This window comes from Loktanella salsilacus, from assembly GCF_024206795.1.
Taxonomy (GTDB): domain Bacteria; phylum Pseudomonadota; class Alphaproteobacteria; order Rhodobacterales; family Rhodobacteraceae; genus Loktanella; species Loktanella salsilacus.
This window is the reverse complement of record NZ_CP072994.1, coordinates 940789-958212: the sequence shown is the minus strand read 5'-3', so window position 1 is coordinate 958212 and position 17424 is coordinate 940789. Positions and strand designations below refer to the sequence as shown.

Here is a 17424-nt window from a genome sequence, read left to right as displayed (position 1 = left end):
AGACAGGCGTTGGACATCGGAGAGCGGCTGCGCAGCCTGCGCGAAGAACATGGGCTGTCACAGCGTGAACTGGCCACGCGGGCGGGGCTGACGAATGGTACCATCAGTCTGATTGAAAAGAACAAGACTTCGCCGTCTGTGGCGTCGCTCAAGTCTTTGTTGGATGCGATCCCGATCAGTATGGCGGACTTTTTTACGCCCCCTGCGGCGGCTGAGGACAAGCCAGCATACTTTTTTAAGGCGCATGAGTTTCACGAAATTGCGCCGCAAGACGCCGATCCGCGCCCCCATGTCTCGCTGCGCCAGTTGGGCCGTGCATCGGAACACGCGCTGCAATTGCTGCACGAATCCTATCCGCCCGGCGCGGACACGGGGCCAGAGTTTCTAAGCCATACCGGCGAAGAGGCTGGCATTGTCGTAAAGGGGCAAATCGAGGTCACAGTGAACGGCGAAGTGTCCGTGCTGGTGCCCGGCGACGGATATATCTTCGACAGCCGCCTGCCCCACCGATTTCGCAACGCCAGCGATCAGGTCTGCGAAGTCATCAGCGCCTGCACGCCGCCGACGTTTTAGGCGGTTCGTTCATTAATTGTCACAAAGCTTGATCTGCGGATCAAGCGCGGCGTAGCGGCGGGCGGTGATCTTGTGGATTTCGGTTGGTGGAATGAACTGCCATTCCGCCAGAAATTTACGCTTTGCCGCACCGCGCAGATAGCGCGCCATCTGTTGATTACCGATGGGGCCCTTGTTCACATTCGATCCATGAAAGCCGATCGTCGCGGCGGGTCCGACACAGGCGTTTGGCAAGGTCGTGAAAATCACACAGGCCGAGCGGCAAAAGCCACGCACCTCTACCCTGCCACCCCAAGCCAGCAAGTCGGCGCGATCCGCCTCGGCGCTGATCAACTGACCTCCGCCGTCGTTTACGATCATGTAGGGCTCTGCTGTCGGGGGCGGTCTGCGGTCGGTGCAGAGGCCCATCTGACAGGCAATCGCGAACCAAAGCATAGGGCGGCCTTTCCAAGCGGTATGACGCGATCATCGATGCTGCGCGGACTGCAAGCAAGGGGGATTGGACTGTATCGGCGGCTTGGCGCGTGGCAGATAGCAAAGCGCCGAAGGCATCGTGTGATGCCTTCGGCGGGAGTTTATTGAGCCAAGTGAAGGTGCGGCTGGCCCCCGTTAATTCGCTTGGTTCCAAGCGACGGTGTAGTGCGACAGGACCCCCGAAATCTCCTCGGTGGTGGCCGTGCCCGCGATATGGGCGACAAGGCCGAGCTTTTTGTCCTCGGTCACCGTTTCCACATGGGCGGCGACGCCTTCGTCCTTGAGCGCTTTGTCATAAACGCGGGCGATGGCCTTTTTGCGCAGATCCGGCTTGAAGATCTTGCCGACGGCGGTTTTTGGCAGCTCGTCCAAAATTTCCAGATACTTGGGGTGTGCGGCGCGTTCATGAATGTGCGCCTTGGCATACTCCAGCAGCTCTGCCTCGGTGATCTTGGCACCGTCGACGAGTTCGACATAAACGCATGGCAGCTCGCCTGCGTGGGCATCGGGCTGACCGATGGCGCCAGCAAAGGCGATGGCGTCATGGCCCGCCAGCGCTTCTTCGATCTCGGCGGGATCGATGTTGTGGCCGCCGCGAATGATCAGGTCCTTGGCGCGGCCTGTGATCCAGACGTAACCGTCTTCGTCGACGCGGCCCAGATCGCCAGTCCGCAGGAACTGCGCAGCGTGATCGTCGCCCGCATAGTAAAGGTTCTTGTTCTTGTCGGCCTCTGTGTAGGTATTTCCGTTGAAAATACCGGGCGAGGACACGCAGATTTCGCCAATCTGATCGGGCCCGCATTCGACATGGCTTTCGACGTCCATGATCTTGACGCGGGTATAGGGGAAGGGAATGCCGATCGAGCCGACCTTCTTTTCACCATGCGGCGGGTTGATCGACACAAGGCAAGTCGCCTCTGTCAGACCGTAGCCTTCGCAGATCGTGACGCCTGCGGCCTCTTCAAAGCGGCGATAGAGTTCGAGCGGCAACGGCGCAGAGCCGCAGAACACAAGTTTTAGCGAAGAGATATCGGCGTTGACCGGGCGCTGCATCAGGGCCGACATCGCAGTTGGCACGGTGATAACAAAGGTGACCTTGTAACGCTCGATCAGCTTCCAGAAGTTATCGAACACCCCTGCCCCGCGATACCCCTGCGGCGTCGGAAACACGACATGCGCGCCAGAGCCTAGCGAGGATCCCAGCGACACGATGGTCGCAAACACGTGGAAAAGCGGCAGCGGGCAAATCTGAACGTCGTGTTCGGTGAACAGCAGGCGCGCACCAAGAAAGTTGTTGTAGATGATACCGGAATACAGATGCTGCACGACCTTGGGCATGCCTGTCGTGCCGCCGGTGTGGAAATAGGCGGCGACGCGGTCGGTCGGGCTGTCGATGAATTGCAGCGATGTCGGCTGTTTTTTCACGGATTTGTCGAAATCCATGATCTTGGCTTTGTGGTTCGCCACGTTCTTGGGGCGGATCCACGGCACGATCAGCTTTTTTGCGCCGGTCAAATAGCGGAGCAAGTCAACCTCGATCACGTGGCCCACATTCGGCGCCAGCGCCACGGCGGCAGCCGCTTTTTGCGCGACGTCGGATTTAGGGAAGGATTTCATCGTGACCAACACTTTGGCCCCGGTTTCGCGCAGGATCGCGGCGATCTGTTCGGGTTCCAGCAGCGGGTTGATCGGGTTTACGATGCCCGCAATCTGCCCGCCAAGATAGGTCAGGACAGCTTCGGTGCAGTTCGGCAGCATAAAGGCGACGACGTCGCCTTCGCGGATGCCAAGGCTGCGAAACAGGTTCGCGCTCTGCACGGTGCGGTCCAGCAGTTGCGACCACGTCAGCGTCTCTGCTGGGTCTTTGGGGCCCGATTCCAGTTGGAACGTGACCGCAGGGCGATCTGGAAATTTCCCAGCCGTTTGCGTCAGTTGCGCGAACGTCGTGACGGGTACGTCACGATTGGCCCAGGGTGTTTCCGCTTCGATGGCTGCGGCGTCGGCCCGGCCTGCATATCCCATGATGTCCCTCCCAGAACGTCTTCGGCCGCTCAACGGCCTGTTATTACCTGCCAACACTGAACGGAAAAGGCGCAGCGTCGCAAGACTGACGCCACGATATTTCCTATTCTGCAGCGATACCGTCGGTAAATTGCAGGCGCGCCAGCTGCGCGTATAGCCCGCCTTCGGCGACCAATTCGTCGTGCGTGCCGGTGGCCACGATGCGTCCGCCGTCAAAAACGACGATGCGATTTGCCTTTTTCACGGTCGCAAGACGGTGCGCCACGATCAGTGTGGTGCGGCTTTTGGCCAGATCATCGACGGCAGCCTGTACCAGCCTTTCGCTTTGCGCATCCAGCGCGCTGGTCGCTTCGTCCAGCAGCAAGATTGGCGCGTCGCGCAGAATCGCGCGGGCGATGGCGATCCGCTGCTTTTGACCACCGGACAGCATCACGCCGCGCTCTCCGACATAGCTGTCGTAGCCGTCAGGCAGCGCCATCAGGAAGTCATGCGCGGCAGCCGCCTTTGCAGCATCCTCTACCTGTGCGTCGGTCGCATCGGGGCGGCCAAAGCGGATGTTTTCCCGCGCGGTATCGCCAAAGACGACCGGATCTTGCGGCACGAGCGCGATCATTTTGCGGAAATCAGCGCGTTTCATATCGCGCAGATCGACACCGTCCAGACGGATCGCGCCTTCGGTCGGGTCATAAAACCGCTGCAGAAGTTGGATAATCGTGGTCTTGCCTGCCCCGGACGGGCCAACCAGCGCAATCGTTTCGCCCGGCTGTACGGTCAGGTTCACATGATCAAGGGCCGCAACGCCCAGACGCGAAGGATAGCGGAAGGTCACATCGTCAAAGCTGATCTGCCCTTTGGCCACGTCGGGCACAGCGACGGGCGCAACCGGATCGCGCACGGCGTCGTCGGCATTCAGCAGTTCAACCAGACGTTCGGTTGCGCCAGCGGCGCGTTGCAATTCGCCCCAAACTTCGGTCAAGGCCCCGACGGCCCCGGCGACCATCACAGCATAGATCACGAATTGCACCAGTTCGCCGACGGTCATGGTGCCAGCGCGCACGTCATGGGCCCCGATCCACATCACGCCGACAACGCCAGCAAAGATCAGGAAAATCACGATGGCCGTCATCCAAGCGCGGACCGCGATGCGGGTGCGGGCGGCGTCAAAGCTTTTCTCGGTCACGGTCCAGAACTTTTTACGGCTCAGGTCCTCGTGGGTGAAGGCCTGCACGGTCTGCACGGACAAAAGCGCCTCTGACGCGTTGCCGGACGACTGGGCGATCCAGTCTTGGTTTTCACGGCTCAGCACGCGCAGGCGGCGGCCCAGCACCACGATTGGCACGATAACGGCAGGCACCAAGAGCAGCACCAGCGCAGTCAGTTTGAACGACGTGATCATCAGCAGAATCAGACCACCGATAAAAATCAAAAAGTTGCGCAGGGCGATGCTGACCGAACTGCCGATCACGGAAAGGATCAGCGTTGTGTCGGTGGTGATGCGCGACAGCACTTCGCCGGTCATGATATTTTCGAAAAACGCGGGCGACATCCCGATCATGCGGTCAAAGACAGCGGTGCGGATGTCGGCGACGACCCGTTCGCCAAGGCGCGTCACAAGGTAATAGCGCAGGGCCGTGCCCACAGCGAGCAGCGCCGCGATACCAAGGGCGGCAGCAAAGTAACGGTCCAGCAACTGGCCCGCTTGCACGTCGAAGTTATCCACCACCCGGCGCACCGCCAGCGGCAATATCAACGATACACAAGCCGTCAACGTTAGCGCACCCAGCGCCAACGCCATCAGGCGGCGATAGGGCGCAAGAAACGGCCAAAGCTGGCGCAGCGCGCCCATGTTTTTTGATTTGGCGCGTTCTGCGTCGGTGACTGGGGGCGCATCGGCCATATCATTCATCCTGCTTAAGCTGCATCGCACATAAAACTGTGACAGCCGGGGCACAAGCGAAAGGCGCGACTATACAAATGCCAAAGCGGCACACCATCGACTAATCAACATAAGGGGGGAGCATGGAGCGGGCGACGGGAATCGAACCCGTATCTTCAGTTTGGAAAACTGAGGTCTTAACCATTACACAACGCCCGCGCGCTTTGCAGGTTTGGGTATAGCCCTGCCCCGCGCGCAGGTGCAAGCCCATTTTCGTGCATCATTTCGCCTTAGTCGCGCCACTTTTTTGCAGCAAGACCTTCTTAACAATCGTGGTGATCCGACCGGAGGACGTGCCAATGCGCAAACTGCTAATGAATTCGTGCCTGACTATCTTCGCCCTGCTGGCCCCCCTAGCGGCGGCAGCTGGTGATTGCGGTAGTGTCACCAAGATCATGCGGATTGAACCTAAAGGCTATGTGCCGGACGTCCACTATATCTGCAGTGGTCAGTCCGTGGCGATCTATAACCAAACTGGCCAGTATGTGACGTTTTATTATAAGGACTCCTACGGTCGTACGACAAAGCAAAGCGACTTACGGTCCGGTTCTTGGATCTGGATTTCGTCAGCGACGTCGATCTACAGCTCCACCTACACGCAAAGCCGTAGCACAGTTTACCTTGCGGACGGCACGGTTCGAAGCGGATCTGCGCCCGATAGCTACTAACCGTAAATTAGCTTACTGGTGTGATCAAATCCGGGCCGCTGGCCCGGTTTGAATTCACCTGACGCGATACTTTCGTAAAACGTAGCACGTCATCTGGCGCGGGCCGCATCAAAACCGCCGCGCCGTGCCCTGCTTCCCCTAACCAAAGCGGCCAGTCAGCGGGCTTTAGGATCACCGGCAAACGGTCGTGAATAGGGGCCATCGCCGCATTGGCAGTGCAGGTCACAACAGCGCAGGACACAAGGGGCGCATCGCCCTTATCCCACGCCTGCCAAATTCCGGCCATTGCCATGGGCGCGCCGTCACTGCGGTCAATGAACCAAGGTTGCGGCACCTGCCCCGCCTCTCGTTTCCATTCATAAAAACCGCTGGCTATGATCAGACAGCGCCGCGCGCGGACAGCGGCGCGAAAGGCAGGCTTTTCAGCAATCGTTTCAGAGCGCGCATTGATCAGCAGCGGCCCTTTCGTGGGCGTGTCGTACCACTGCGGCACAAAACCCCATCGCATGGCGCGCAGCCGCCGGCTGCCCTGATCCGATGTGACGACATGCACCGGCACCGTCGGGCAGACGTTGTAATTGGGTGTATCGGGCAAATCATTTGCGGGCACAGCAGAAAAGACCTGCGCCATCGCGTCATGAGGTAGGGTAATTGCCATGCGTCCACACATCCCAAAGACATAAGGTGGATCGCGGCAGCTGACCAGATGCAGGCAAATGTGTGCGGCGGGCAGCGGCAAAAGCTTTTCGTACGAAAAGCTTTAAGCGGGGGGAAATCTTCGAGGACGATTTTTCGGGTATCAAGGTGCACCGCCCCGGAACACGTCCGGGGCGGCGCATTATCATCAGTTCATGTTGATGCGGCCATCGGTGTACGGCGTGTAGCTGCCGACCTCTGCGATGTAATCCGCCACGACGTCAGCCAGATCGGGGCCAAAGTCGTAGGCGTTATCGGCAGTCTTGAACATCGCATAGCCGTCGCCGCCGTTACGCACGAAGTTGTTGGACACAACGCCGTAGGTCGCAGCCGGATCAAGCGGCGCGTCGCCGACCATGACGTTGGACACGCGGCTGCCTGCCTCGTTCGCGGCGGTCACGTCAAAGGTGATGCCAGCGACTTGGGGGAAGCGGCCATCGCCTTCGCCAACCTTGCTGACGCCGTTTTCAAGCGCTTCTACCAGAACCGCGCCGGTGACTTCGAAGGTGGACAAGGTGTTCTGGAACGGCAGCACCGTCAGGACTTCGCCCTTAGTGACTTCGCCCGCATCGATGCTGGCGCGAATACCGCCAGAGTTCGAGATCGCGACCTGAATGCCTTGATCGGCCACGCGGGCCAGCATGGCGTCGGAAATCAAGTTACCGCCGGAACACTCCATCTCGCGGCACACATCGCGGTTGCCCTCGATCGCCTCGGCCGCGTCACCCACAACCTGAGAGCGGATCGCTTCTAGCGGTGCGGCCAGTTCAGCGATCCGGTCCACGGTCGGCTGGTCTTCGGCGACAGCGCCGTCCATGACCAGCGGCTGACCAGAGGCTTCGGTGATGACGCCAGCGTCGTCAAAGGTCACGTTCAGCTCGCCCAGATATTTGCCGTAGGCATAGGCCTGCACGATCGCGGTGTCGCCAACCATGGTGGGGTATTTGCCCTTGGCCCCCTCCATATCGCCCAGCAGTGTGTTGTCGTGGCCGCCGACGATTACATCAACGCCGGTGGTGTTTGCCGCGACGTCTTGGTCAACCACGTAGCCAGAGTGGGACAGCACGATGATCTTGTTCACGCCTTCCGCTGTCAGCTTGTCGACCTCGCCCTGCACCGCATCGGCCGGCTGGGTAAAGGTGACGTTCGGACCGGGGCTGGCGATTTCCGGTGTATTGACCGGGGTCAGGCCGATCAGGCCGATCTTTTCACCGCCACGTTCGATGATCGCGGACTTGGCGATCTTGCCGGACAACAGCGCCTCGCCCGAGACGTCGGCGTTCGACATCAGGATCGGGAAATCGACAGCATCGACAAAGGCACCCAGCACTTCGGGGCCGTCGTCGAATTCGTGGTTGCCCACGGTCATCGCGTCATAGCCCAGCTTGTTCATGAACTCGGCCGTCATCGTGCCTTTGTACTGCGTGTAAAACAGCGTGCCCTGAAACTGGTCGCCGCCATCCACCAGAATCGAATTGTTGGTCTTGGCACGCGCCTCTTCCAGTGCTGTCACCAGACGGGCAGAGCCGCCAAAGCAATCGCCAGCGGTGTTATCTTCAACAGCGCAGGGGCCGTCGTATTTGCTGATCGGCTCGAACCGGTCATGAAAGTCGTTGGTGTGCAGGATGGTCAGGCTGTAATCAGCGCTGGCAGCCCCGGCCAAAAGCGCAAGCGCGCAAGAGGTTCCCAGAATGCGAAAGTTCATGTCGTGTCCCTGTCATTTTTAATTTGATGGTCAAAGATTGGCCGCTGACTGCACTTGAGTCAAATGAAGGTCGCATGACAGGCTGCTCCTTGCCGTTGGGTCAGGCGGTGCATTTAGGCAAATGACCGCAAAACGGGCAGATTGGGGCAGCAGGCCACCTGCCAGCGCCGGCCTGCGCTTGCTTTTGCCCCTGCCCTGCGTCATTTAACGCCCATGCTGATCTATAAAATCTTTCGCGCCCCGGAATGGGACGCCCTGCGTGCGGACGGATCGACGGCGGGTGCGCCCGTGGATCTGGCCGATGGTTTCATTCACTTCTCGACCGCCGCCCAAGCGCGCGAGACTGCAGCGCGTCATTTCGCCGATGTCGCGGGCCTGTGGCTGATCGCGGTCGATGCGGACGCCCTTGGCACCGATCTGCGGTGGGAGCCGTCGCGCGGCGGCGATCTGTTCCCGCACCTGTATCGTCCCTTGCTGGATGATGACGTGCGCTGGGCCAAGCCGCTGCCGATCAAGGACGGTGTGCATCAATTTCCAGAACTGGACTAAGTGATGTTTCGCCACCTCGATGATCTGGCCCTAACGGTTCTGCAACAGTTCGATCCCGAACGTGCGCATGGGCTGGCCCTGACGGCGCTTAATATGGGTCTTGGCCCCAGCGGCGGGCCTGTCACCTCGCCGCGGTTGCGGACAACGGTTGCGGGCATCGCAATGCCGAACCCTGTCGGTCTAGCTGCGGGGTTCGACAAAAACGCCACCGCCCTTGGGCCGCTGTCGCGCTGCGGTTTCGGCTTTATCGAGGTGGGCGCCGCAACGCCCCGCCCGCAACCCGGCAACGCCAAACCGCGCCTGTTTCGCCTGACGCAAGACCAGGCGGCGATCAACCGGTTCGGGTTCAATAACGACGGAATGGAAGCGATTGCCGCGCGTCTAAAGGGCCACAAAGGCATCGTCGGGTTGAACCTTGGCGCGAACAAGGACTCGGGCGACCGCGCTGGCGATTTCGCGCAGGTGCTGGCCGCTTGCGGGGATCACATCGACTTTGCGACCGTGAATGTCTCTTCTCCTAACACGGAAAAACTCCGCGATTTGCAGGGCAAAGCGGCTTTGGCCGCCCTACTTGCCGGAGTCGTCGCGACGAATGATGCGCTGAAGCGGCCCGTGCCCGTATTCCTGAAAATCGCGCCAGACTTGTCGCTGGACGAGGTGGCAGAGGTCGCCGAAGTCGCCAATGCCTCTGGTATCGCGGGCATCATCGCCACCAATACGACGCTGGATCGCAACGATCTGCACGGCCCGCACAAGGCAGAGGCTGGCGGGTTGTCAGGCCAGCCTTTGTTTGAGAAATCGACGCGGGTGCTGGCGCATCTGGCCGGGTTGACCGCATTGCCGATCATCGGTGTCGGCGGCGTTGGGTCGGCGCAGCAGGCCTATGACAAAATTCGCGCAGGTGCCTGTGCGGTGCAGCTTTATACGGCGCTGGTCTATGGCGGCATCCGGTTGGCCGAAGACATTGCCAAGGGGCTGGACGCACTGCTGGAACGCGACGGTTTCGCAAATGTGGCCGACGCCGTCGGCACTGGGCGCGGCGACTGGACTTAACACCGCTACGGCGGCGTTTGCTCTGCTCCGACTTTTCGCCAAACGAACAACAATACCGCAGCTGGGCGCAAAGGCATAAAACCTTTGCGCCCAGCGCGTTAGGACTTACAGACCCTTTGCGCGATAGCTATCGGCAACCTTGCGGATCGACACCAGATACGCCGCTGTGCGCAGATCGGGCACGTCATCCCGGCTGTGCCACACGTCGCGCATCGCCTGATAGGCCGTCCGCATCGTGTCATCGAGGCCCGAACGCACCAGTTCCAGTTCGTCCGCGCCGCGCAGGTACTTTTCCTTAAAGTTCGGCGTCATCGACCAGCGATGCTCTAGCATCTCGTCCAGACGCTCCAGCTCTGCCACGATCAACTCGTGACGCGCCTCTTCTGCGCGGCGCTGCATGCGGCCAAAGCGGATGTGGGACAGGTTTTTGACCCATTCGAAATAGGACACCGTCACACCGCCCGCGTTGGCATACATGTCGGGGATGATCACGACACCCTTCTTGCGCAGCACCTCGTCGGCACCGGCGGTGGTGGGACCATTCGCAGCCTCGATTATCAGCGGGGCCTTGATGCGGTCAGCGTTGGTCATGTTGATGACCCCTTCCAACGCGGCGGGGATCAGGATGTCGCATTCGTGTTCTAGCAAAGCTGCGCCGTCGGCATCATGAGTGGCGTGCGGATAATTCGCCACGCCGCCATGGGTCGCGATCCACTTCTTTACATCCTCAACGTCCAGCCCGGCTTCGGCATAAAGCGAGCCGTCACGTTCGATGATGCCGGTCACAATAGCATTATCTTCCTCGCTTAGGAACTTCGCGGCGTGGTAGCCGACATTGCCAAGACCCTGCACGATGACGCGCTTGCCAGCCAGTTTGCCTGACAGGTTTGCCTTGGCGATATCTTCTGGGTGGCGAAAGAATTCACGCAAGGCATATTGCACGCCGCGGCCTGTCGCCTCTGTCCGGCCTTGAATACCGCCCGCATTAATCGGCTTGCCCGTCACGCAGGCAGAACCGTTAATATCCGTCGTATTCATCCGCTTATACTGGTCAGCGATCCACGCCATTTCACGCTCTCCCGTGCCCATATCAGGGGCGGGGACGTTTTGGGCAGGGTTGATCAGGTCGCGCTTTATCAGCTCATAGGCAAAGCGGCGGGTGATCTGTTCCAGCTCATGCTCGTCCCAGGCGCGCGGGTCGATGCACAATCCGCCCTTGGACCCGCCAAAGGGCGCATCCACCAGCGCGCATTTGTACGTCATCAGCGCGGCCAGCGCCTCCACCTCGTCTTGGTGCACGCTCAGGGCATAGCGGATGCCGCCTTTGACAGGCTCCATGTGTTCAGAGTGCACCGACCGGTAGCCCGTAAAGGTATGGATCGCGCCGCGCAGGCGGACACCGAACCGGACCACATAGGTCGCGTTGCAGATGCGGATTTTTTCCTCAAGCCCGGGGCTAAGGTCCATCAGTTTGACAGCACGATTGAACATGATGTCAACGCTTTCGCGAAAGCCGGGTTCTGCCGGAGGGGTCTGCTGGTCCATCATGCTATCCTTGTACTGCGCCGACATACGGCCACCCGCGTGAATACGGGGCTGATGAAAGCCTAGACCGATTCGTAGCCTTAACCCAACACAACACTTACTTTCACAACAGACAGTTAACGCAGCTTTGTTCGCAACCATGCTTACCGCCTGCCGCGCGCGTGATCGCGTTGCGCGTGTCAACACAATCGACATCATTGCCCGCGATTGTCGGCGCAAATCGGCGGTTTAGCCAGTTTGACGGCGCAGTTCTGCCGTAATTTCGCCACCCCTTCCGTGTTTATGTCGGGTTGGCGGAATGGGTTTTCAGACCTGCCATGCGCCAAACGGCACCTGAAGGGGAAGATACGATGCGACACACAGGCCAGTCCCATAGCCAGCGATCCAACCGTTTGCGCGGCTGGCTCTTGCACCTTGTACGGTCCGAGGACGGCAACCTTTTCCTCGTCTTTATGCCGATGCTGTTTATCATGATGGTATGGGGCGGCATTGCCGTCGACCTGATGCGCTTTGAATCCCGCCGCGCCACGTTGCAGGGCGTGACAGACCGCGCCACGCTGGCGGCGGCCAATCTGGACCAGTCGCAGGATCCGGCAAGCGTCGTGGCAGACTACTTTGCCAAGTCAGGCTTGGCAGACAGCATGGATGGCCCGCCAATTATTGAACAAGGCTTTAAACGGCGCGAGGTGTCGGTGAAGGGTCGTTATGAACTTGATACCTTCTTTATGCGCCACCTGAACAATATCCTTTACGCCAACAACAGTGAAAACGACTTTAAAACGCTGACAGCCATTGCGAATTCCACGGCTGTTCAGGGTGTCGGCGCTGTTGAAGTGTCCCTCGTGCTCGATCTGTCGGGCTCGATGTACTATTACATTAACGGCACAACCACACGCCGGATCGACAAGCTGCGCACCGCTGCGGTAAAGTTTGTCGAAACGTTGCTGGTGCCTGAATTCAAAGACCGGATTTCGGTCTCTCTCGTGCCGTATTCGGAACATGTGAATGTTGGGCCGAATGTGTTCAATCTTTTGAACGTTGATCAGACCCACAACTTTTCCCATTGCGTCGAATTACCAGCTTCGGCGTTTACAACGACGTCGTTCAGCGCAAGCGTGGGCTACGAGCAGACACAAAACATCCAGACCAACGCTAACGGGTTTGGTAGTGCGTCAAAAGCGGCATCGGGCTACACGCGTGACAGTTCCAATCCCGTCTTGGATCAACCCGTTTGCCCGAAAGAGACATTTGAGCGGATTATTCCGATCAGCCAGAATAGTTCCGAGATTACCACAGCGATTAGGCAATTCCAGCCGCGCGCAGGTACCTCAATCTTTTTGGGGCTGAAATGGGGGACAACGCTGCTTGATCCTACGTTTCAGACCACGGCAGCCAGACTGCCGAACGGTGTCATCGACGCTGCCTTTGCTGACCGCCCAGAGCCCTATGAAGCGAGTGACGCGGCTAGCGCCAAGGTTCGGTCACTGAAATACCTTGTGCTGATGACCGACGGCTATAATGATCGGTCCTATCGTATGCGCGATGATTACTACGATGATCCCAGCGAACGGTATTACTGGGCGCACCATAACCTTTCTTGGGCAATGCAGTCCTCAAACAGCGGCCCAAGGCTATCACAGTGCAATTATCTTAACTGTAGCGAATACTACACGGCATCGCAGGGCGCGGGATATATGCGAAGCATGTGCACAGCGGCCAAAGATAAAGGCATCATCATCTATACAATCTCTATGTCTGGTGATGACGCCGATGCCGACGCTGTGGCAGGCCGGACCGAGATGTTAAACTGTGCCAGCACGTCGAACCACTTTTTTGCGACATCCGGGCAAGAACTGGACGAAATCTTTGCCACCATTGCAAAGCAGATCACCGATCTGCGGTTGACCCAATGATGCGCCGTCATCCCAAAACCGCGGCCCCCACCGATTGCGGGGCACCAACATCGCGCCTTGGGCGACTTCTGCGCCGGTTCCGCCGGTCAGAGGCCGGATCATCGACAGTGGAATTCGTCATCTTGTTTCCAGCGATCTGGATGATGTTTGGCATGACAATCGAGGCGGGCATGTATTCCATGCAGCAAGTCATGCTGGAACGTGGACTAGACCTGACGGTACGCGAAGTGCGCCTGGGGATCATGGAAAACCCAACGCACGACAAACTGGTGGCCTCTACCTGTAGCAATGCGCTGATTATGGTAGATTGCGAATCCAGCTTGCGGCTTGAAATGATCACCAGCAGCCCGACCGCATTTGCGGCACCAGCGGGCGGGATCACCTGCATCAACAAAGAAGAGTCCCCTCCGGGCCCAATCGAGATCGTAAACGGCAAGAACAACGATTTGATGATGCTGCGTGTCTGCATGCAGATCAAACCTTTGCTGCCCTTTGCGGGCCTCGGGAAGGCGCTGATTCAAGACGGCAATGGCGGTTATTATTCGCTGACCGCGACCTCTGCCTATGTGATGGAGCCATTCCAATGGAGTTAAAGGCACGCCTGCGCGCAGCGCTTTACCGCCTCTGGCGGCAAGAAGACGGCACACTGACGATCGAATTTCTGATTTTGGCCCCGATCATGTTCTGGACGTTTCTGGCCACGCTTGCCTATTTCGACGCCTATCGCGCCGAGGCGATCAGCGAAAAGGCCGCCATAACGATCGCCGACGTGATGAGCCGCGAGACGAACGCCGTCAGCGACACTTATCTTGACGGGGTCTATGGGCTGCTAAAATTCCTGACCTACAGCGATGCCAACCCCGAAATGCGGGTCAGCGTTTTGCGCTATCACGACAAGGACAGCGAAACGAATGAAACGTCGGACGACCACTTTCACGTTGTCTGGTCAGAAACGCGCAATGGTGGCGGCTCGAGCGTTCAGAGCAGGCTAACAACGGATGACTCCAGAGCAATGACCGCAAATCTGCCGACGATGGGGAATGAGGATCGACTTATCCTCGTCGAGACATGGACGCATTATTCGTCCGCTTATAACCTTGGTTTGCGCAACGTCTGGGGCGGGAATTCGGGCGACGGGGAAATCAAAGACATCGTGATGCAGACTTATGTCTTCAACGCGCCGCGCTTTGGACAGACCTGCTTTAGCAATACGCCGGCTGATGTGGACAGTCGCAACTGTTAAGGCGGCAGGGAAACCAAAGTTACCCGACCGCGTCTTAGACCAATCTTGCCTGCCCAGCCGCTGGGCAGGCACCACACCGCGCTAGATCACGCCCGCGATATCAAGGGCGATCCGGTCAGCCAACGCCTTTGCCACGCCCGGCGACGTCAGCCCGCCAACGCCGACCCGGCTGCGAATGCGCCAGTATAGCCCGGGCTGCCAACCACGCGTTTGCGCCGTCTTCATCCGCAGCGTGAACCCGTTCGACGGCTTCAGCGCCATTGGATTGCGATCAACCGCTTCAATGTCGCCCCGCGCCGCAATCAAGCGGCCCGCCCCGTCGGTCAGCCCGTCTTGCGTCCAGTTCAAACTGTCACTGCGCCCCCGCCACATCGCATAGGCCAGCGCCAGCGCGGCCAAAGCGGCGGCGACCATCAGCGCCTGCGTGACAAGGCCTTGCGAAAACGCAGTGCGCAGCAGCAGCGCCGCCATCGCCAGCATCACGCCAATCCCCGTCGCCGTGCGAAACACTGTAGGGGCAAGGATGGGCGGCGGGATATCGGTCATACGGTCTGCTCCGGTCGGGGCCGCAGGACGTTGCGGCGCGTGGCTGTGATAGCGGCAAATGGGGGTGGCGTCATGGACCATCTTAGCGCTGCTCGCGTTGCGGCCTTACGCCAAGCGTGCGCCGACGGATTGGCAGACCAAGGTGCAATAATTCGCCTCAATCTCGGCCGCGGTCAGGCGGCCACCCGGGCGATACCAATTCGTGATGCCGGTCAGCAGCGCAATCAGGCCAAGCGTCGCGACGCGGCAGTCGGGAACGGTAAAGTCGCCGGATGCGACACCATCGTGCAAGATATCCTCTAGCCGGTCCTCGTAGGCGCGGCGCAGTTCGGCAATCTGGGCAAAGTTTTCGTCCGTCAGATTGCGCAGTTCCATATAGCTTAGGAACACCGTGTCCCGGCGCGGCAGGTGAAACCGGATGTGGAACCGCGTGAAGGCGTCCAGCCGGGCCAAAGGCGACCCCGTCAGCGCCGCCGCATCAAGCGCGTCAATCAGTTCGGTCATATTGCCGCGCAGCAGGTCGAACAAAAGCGACTGCTTGTCGGCGGTATAATTATAAAGCGCGCCAGCTTGTACGCCGACCTCTGCCGCGATTTGGCGCATGGAAACGGCCGCATAGCCATGCTGCGCGAACAGCCGCAGGGCGGCGTCCTGCACCTTTGGTCCGGTAATCCCGGCATGAGAGCCTTGCTTGCGCGCCATGACCCCAATTAACTGAACATCCGTTCAGATGAAAAGCGGTTTCCCCCGGGGGCGGTCCTGCTATGTTGCGTGCGTGTCCCAAAGGTAGCACCCATGCCCCCTGCCCGCCCATTGTTCCTATCCCTGATGCTGCTTGCCGGCTGCGCCGATGCGCCGTCGCTAGACGGACGCATTTCCGCAGCCGCGGCTGCCGCCCCTTATCCGCAATTGCAGCCCTTGGCCCCGCTGTTGGCGCAGGCCGCACTGCCCGGTCGGATCACCCCAGCATCGACCGTGCAGATGGATGGCAGCACCGCCGGACTGCGCGCCCGCGCCGCTGCCCTGCGCGGCCCCGTTGTCGATGCCGCCACACGCGCCCGGATGCAGCGCGCCATCGCACGGGCCGCGTTGCGGTAGCCACCGCTTTTCGCTAGTACCGCCACAACTTATCGCCGCAATATCGGAGCCGCCCCTATGTCAGACCCCCTTCGCCTTGGTATCGCGGGACTTGGCACCGTGGGTGTCGGCATCGTGCGGATCGTGCAAAAGCATGGCGATCTGCTGGCGGCCCGCGCTGGGCGGCCCATCGTCATCACCGCCGTATCGGCCCGGTCGCAAAAGGATCGCGGCGTCGATCTGTCCGGCTACGCCTGGGAAGACGACCCTGTCGCCCTTGCCGCACGCGACGACGTCGACGTTGTGATCGAAGTCATGGGCGGCCATGAAGGGCCTGCCAAACACACCACCGAAGCCGCCCTTGCCGCTGGCAAAGATGTGGTCAGCGCCAACAAAGCGCTGCTGGCGATCCACGGTCAAGCCTTGGCAGAAGCGGCAGAGGCCACGGGCCGCGTCATCCGCTTTGAAGCTGCCGTCGCGGGCGGCATTCCCGTCGTCAAATCCCTGATCGAAGGGCTGGCCGGCAACGAGATCACCCGCGTGCTGGGCGTGATGAACGGCAGCTGCAACTATATCCTGACCCGCATGGAAGACGCAGGTCTGACCTACGCCGAGGTCTTTGAGGAAGCCAACCAGCTTGGCTATCTTGAAGCCGACCCAGAGCTTGACGTGGGCGGCATCGACGCAGGGCACAAACTGGCCCTGCTGGCCGCGATTGCCTTTGGCACGCAGGTCGATTTCAGCGGTGTCGCGCTGGAAGGCATTGGCGCGGTCACGATCGAGGATATCCGCCAAGCCGCTGATATGGGGTACCGCATCAAACTGCTGGGCGTGGCGCAGATGACCGGTCGCGGTCTGGAACAGCGCATGTCGCCTTGCCTTGTGCCCGCCACCTCGCCTTTGGCGCAGCTGCAAGGCGGCACCAATATGGTCGTGCTGGAAGGCGATGCTGTCGGCCAAATCGTGCTACGCGGCGCAGGTGCGGGCGAAGGTCCAACCGCCAGCGCGATCATGGCCGACGTCATGGATCTGGCACGCGGCACCCGATATGCCACCTTTGGCCAACCTGCGCACACACTGCGCCGCGCGCGTGCGGCAACCGCCGCCATCCCGGCGCCGTATTACCTGCGCCTGCAGCTGCTGGATAAACCCGGCGCGCTGGCCAAGGTGGCCGCTGCGCTGGGCGACGCGGGTGTCAGCATCGACCGGATGCGCCAGTATGACCACCACGACACCGCGGCACCCGTGCTGATCGTGACGCATAAAACGACCCGCTCGGCCTTGGACGAAGCCTTAGCGCGCTTCACGCAAACCGGCGTCGTCACGATGGCCCCCGTCGCGATCCGAATCGAAGCGGTGTAAAAAAGGCTTCGAACGAAGACTTTTAGGGCCGGCCTAGAATTGCAGGGCCTGTTAGCGATCAC

The 17424-nt window shown here is 60.0% G+C and carries 17 protein-coding genes and 1 tRNA gene; 9 read left to right on the top strand and 9 right to left on the bottom strand.

Annotation, left to right across the window (positions count from 1 at the left end):
* The first annotated feature begins 9 nt into the window (after window positions 1–9).
* Window positions 10–573, top strand: a complete 564-nt coding sequence (locus tag KBW81_RS04845; protein ID WP_090184518.1) for a cupin domain-containing protein — start codon at window positions 10–12, stop codon at window positions 571–573.
* 12 nt (window positions 574–585) lie between these two features.
* Here the strand turns inward: KBW81_RS04845 and KBW81_RS04840 are convergent, their stop codons facing one another.
* From KBW81_RS04840 to KBW81_RS04825, 4 genes are all read right to left on the bottom strand, one after another.
* Window positions 586–1008, bottom strand: coding sequence for a hypothetical protein (locus KBW81_RS04840; protein ID WP_090184521.1), 423 nt, complete (start codon window positions 1006–1008; stop codon window positions 586–588).
* Window positions 1009–1182: 174 nt separating this feature from the next.
* The gene (locus tag KBW81_RS04835) at window positions 1183–3069 is read right to left on the bottom strand and encodes an acyl-CoA synthetase (protein WP_254248533.1); all 1887 of its coding nucleotides are present in this window, start codon (window positions 3067–3069) and stop codon (window positions 1183–1185) included.
* 103 nt (window positions 3070–3172) lie between these two features.
* Window positions 3173–4966, bottom strand: a complete 1794-nt coding sequence (locus KBW81_RS04830; protein WP_254248532.1) for an ABC transporter transmembrane domain-containing protein — start codon at window positions 4964–4966, stop codon at window positions 3173–3175.
* Window positions 4967–5089: 123 nt separating this feature from the next.
* Window positions 5090–5164 (bottom strand) — tRNA-Gly (locus KBW81_RS04825).
* 140 nt (window positions 5165–5304) lie between these two features.
* Between KBW81_RS04825 and KBW81_RS04820 the strand changes: the two genes are divergently transcribed.
* Window positions 5305–5673, top strand: coding sequence for a hypothetical protein (locus tag KBW81_RS04820; protein WP_254248531.1), 369 nt, complete (start codon window positions 5305–5307; stop codon window positions 5671–5673).
* A gap of 7 nt (window positions 5674–5680) precedes the next feature.
* On the opposite strand, the gene KBW81_RS04815 is transcribed toward KBW81_RS04820, so the two are convergent.
* Window positions 5681–6343, bottom strand: coding sequence for an SOS response-associated peptidase (locus KBW81_RS04815; protein WP_254249003.1), 663 nt, complete (start codon window positions 6341–6343; stop codon window positions 5681–5683).
* A 174-nt stretch (window positions 6344–6517) separates the two neighbouring features.
* Entirely contained in the window at window positions 6518–8074 is a 1557-nt protein-coding gene (locus KBW81_RS04810; RefSeq protein ID WP_254248530.1) for a bifunctional metallophosphatase/5'-nucleotidase, read from the bottom strand.
* Window positions 8075–8287: 213 nt separating this feature from the next.
* Here KBW81_RS04810 and KBW81_RS04805 point away from each other — a divergent pair, with 213 nt between their 5' ends.
* Together KBW81_RS04805 and KBW81_RS04800 are read left to right on the top strand one after the other, a co-directional pair.
* Complete coding sequence (locus tag KBW81_RS04805; RefSeq protein ID WP_090184652.1) at window positions 8288–8623, top strand: DUF952 domain-containing protein; 336 nt, start codon at window positions 8288–8290, stop codon at window positions 8621–8623.
* Window positions 8624–8626: 3 nt separating this feature from the next.
* Complete coding sequence (locus KBW81_RS04800; protein ID WP_254248529.1) at window positions 8627–9676, top strand: quinone-dependent dihydroorotate dehydrogenase; 1050 nt, start codon at window positions 8627–8629, stop codon at window positions 9674–9676.
* Between the two features lie 105 nt (window positions 9677–9781).
* On the opposite strand, the gene KBW81_RS04795 is transcribed toward KBW81_RS04800, so the two are convergent.
* On the bottom strand, window positions 9782–11224 hold the full coding sequence (locus KBW81_RS04795) for a Glu/Leu/Phe/Val family dehydrogenase (protein WP_254248528.1): 1443 nt from the start codon (window positions 11222–11224) through the stop codon (window positions 9782–9784).
* A gap of 347 nt (window positions 11225–11571) precedes the next feature.
* Between KBW81_RS04795 and KBW81_RS04790 the strand changes: the two genes are divergently transcribed.
* The 3 genes from KBW81_RS04790 to KBW81_RS04780 are packed head-to-tail and all read left to right on the top strand — an operon-like array spanning window position 11572 to window position 14377.
* Window positions 11572–13134 carry a pilus assembly protein TadG-related protein gene (locus tag KBW81_RS04790; RefSeq protein WP_254248527.1) on the top strand — a complete coding sequence of 521 codons (1563 nt, stop codon included), beginning with the start codon at window positions 11572–11574 and terminating at the stop codon, window positions 13132–13134.
* Entirely contained in the window at window positions 13131–13727 is a 597-nt protein-coding gene (locus KBW81_RS04785) for a TadE/TadG family type IV pilus assembly protein (protein WP_090184543.1), read from the top strand. The genes KBW81_RS04790 and KBW81_RS04785 overlap by 4 nt, the downstream gene beginning before the upstream one ends.
* On the top strand, window positions 13718–14377 hold the full coding sequence (locus tag KBW81_RS04780; RefSeq protein ID WP_254248526.1) for a TadE/TadG family type IV pilus assembly protein: 660 nt from the start codon (window positions 13718–13720) through the stop codon (window positions 14375–14377). Before KBW81_RS04785 ends, KBW81_RS04780 begins: the two co-directional genes overlap by 10 nt.
* An 81-nt stretch (window positions 14378–14458) precedes the next feature.
* Here KBW81_RS04780 and KBW81_RS04775 read toward each other — a convergent pair whose 3' ends face one another.
* Both KBW81_RS04775 and KBW81_RS04770 read right to left on the bottom strand, forming a co-directional pair.
* Window positions 14459–14923 carry a hypothetical protein gene (locus KBW81_RS04775; RefSeq protein WP_254248525.1) on the bottom strand — a complete coding sequence of 155 codons (465 nt, stop codon included), beginning with the start codon at window positions 14921–14923 and terminating at the stop codon, window positions 14459–14461.
* Between the two features lie 105 nt (window positions 14924–15028).
* Window positions 15029–15625 carry a TetR/AcrR family transcriptional regulator gene (locus KBW81_RS04770; RefSeq protein WP_254248524.1) on the bottom strand — a complete coding sequence of 199 codons (597 nt, stop codon included), beginning with the start codon at window positions 15623–15625 and terminating at the stop codon, window positions 15029–15031.
* A 93-nt stretch (window positions 15626–15718) separates the two neighbouring features.
* Here KBW81_RS04770 and KBW81_RS04765 point away from each other — a divergent pair, with 93 nt between their 5' ends.
* Both KBW81_RS04765 and KBW81_RS04760 read left to right on the top strand, forming a co-directional pair.
* Complete coding sequence (locus KBW81_RS04765; protein WP_090191050.1) at window positions 15719–16021, top strand: hypothetical protein; 303 nt, start codon at window positions 15719–15721, stop codon at window positions 16019–16021.
* 57 nt (window positions 16022–16078) lie between these two features.
* Window positions 16079–17362: a homoserine dehydrogenase gene (locus KBW81_RS04760; RefSeq protein WP_254248523.1), complete on the top strand. Its 1284-nt coding sequence runs from the start codon at window positions 16079–16081 to the stop codon at window positions 17360–17362.
* Window positions 17363–17424: the final 62 nt, after the last annotated feature.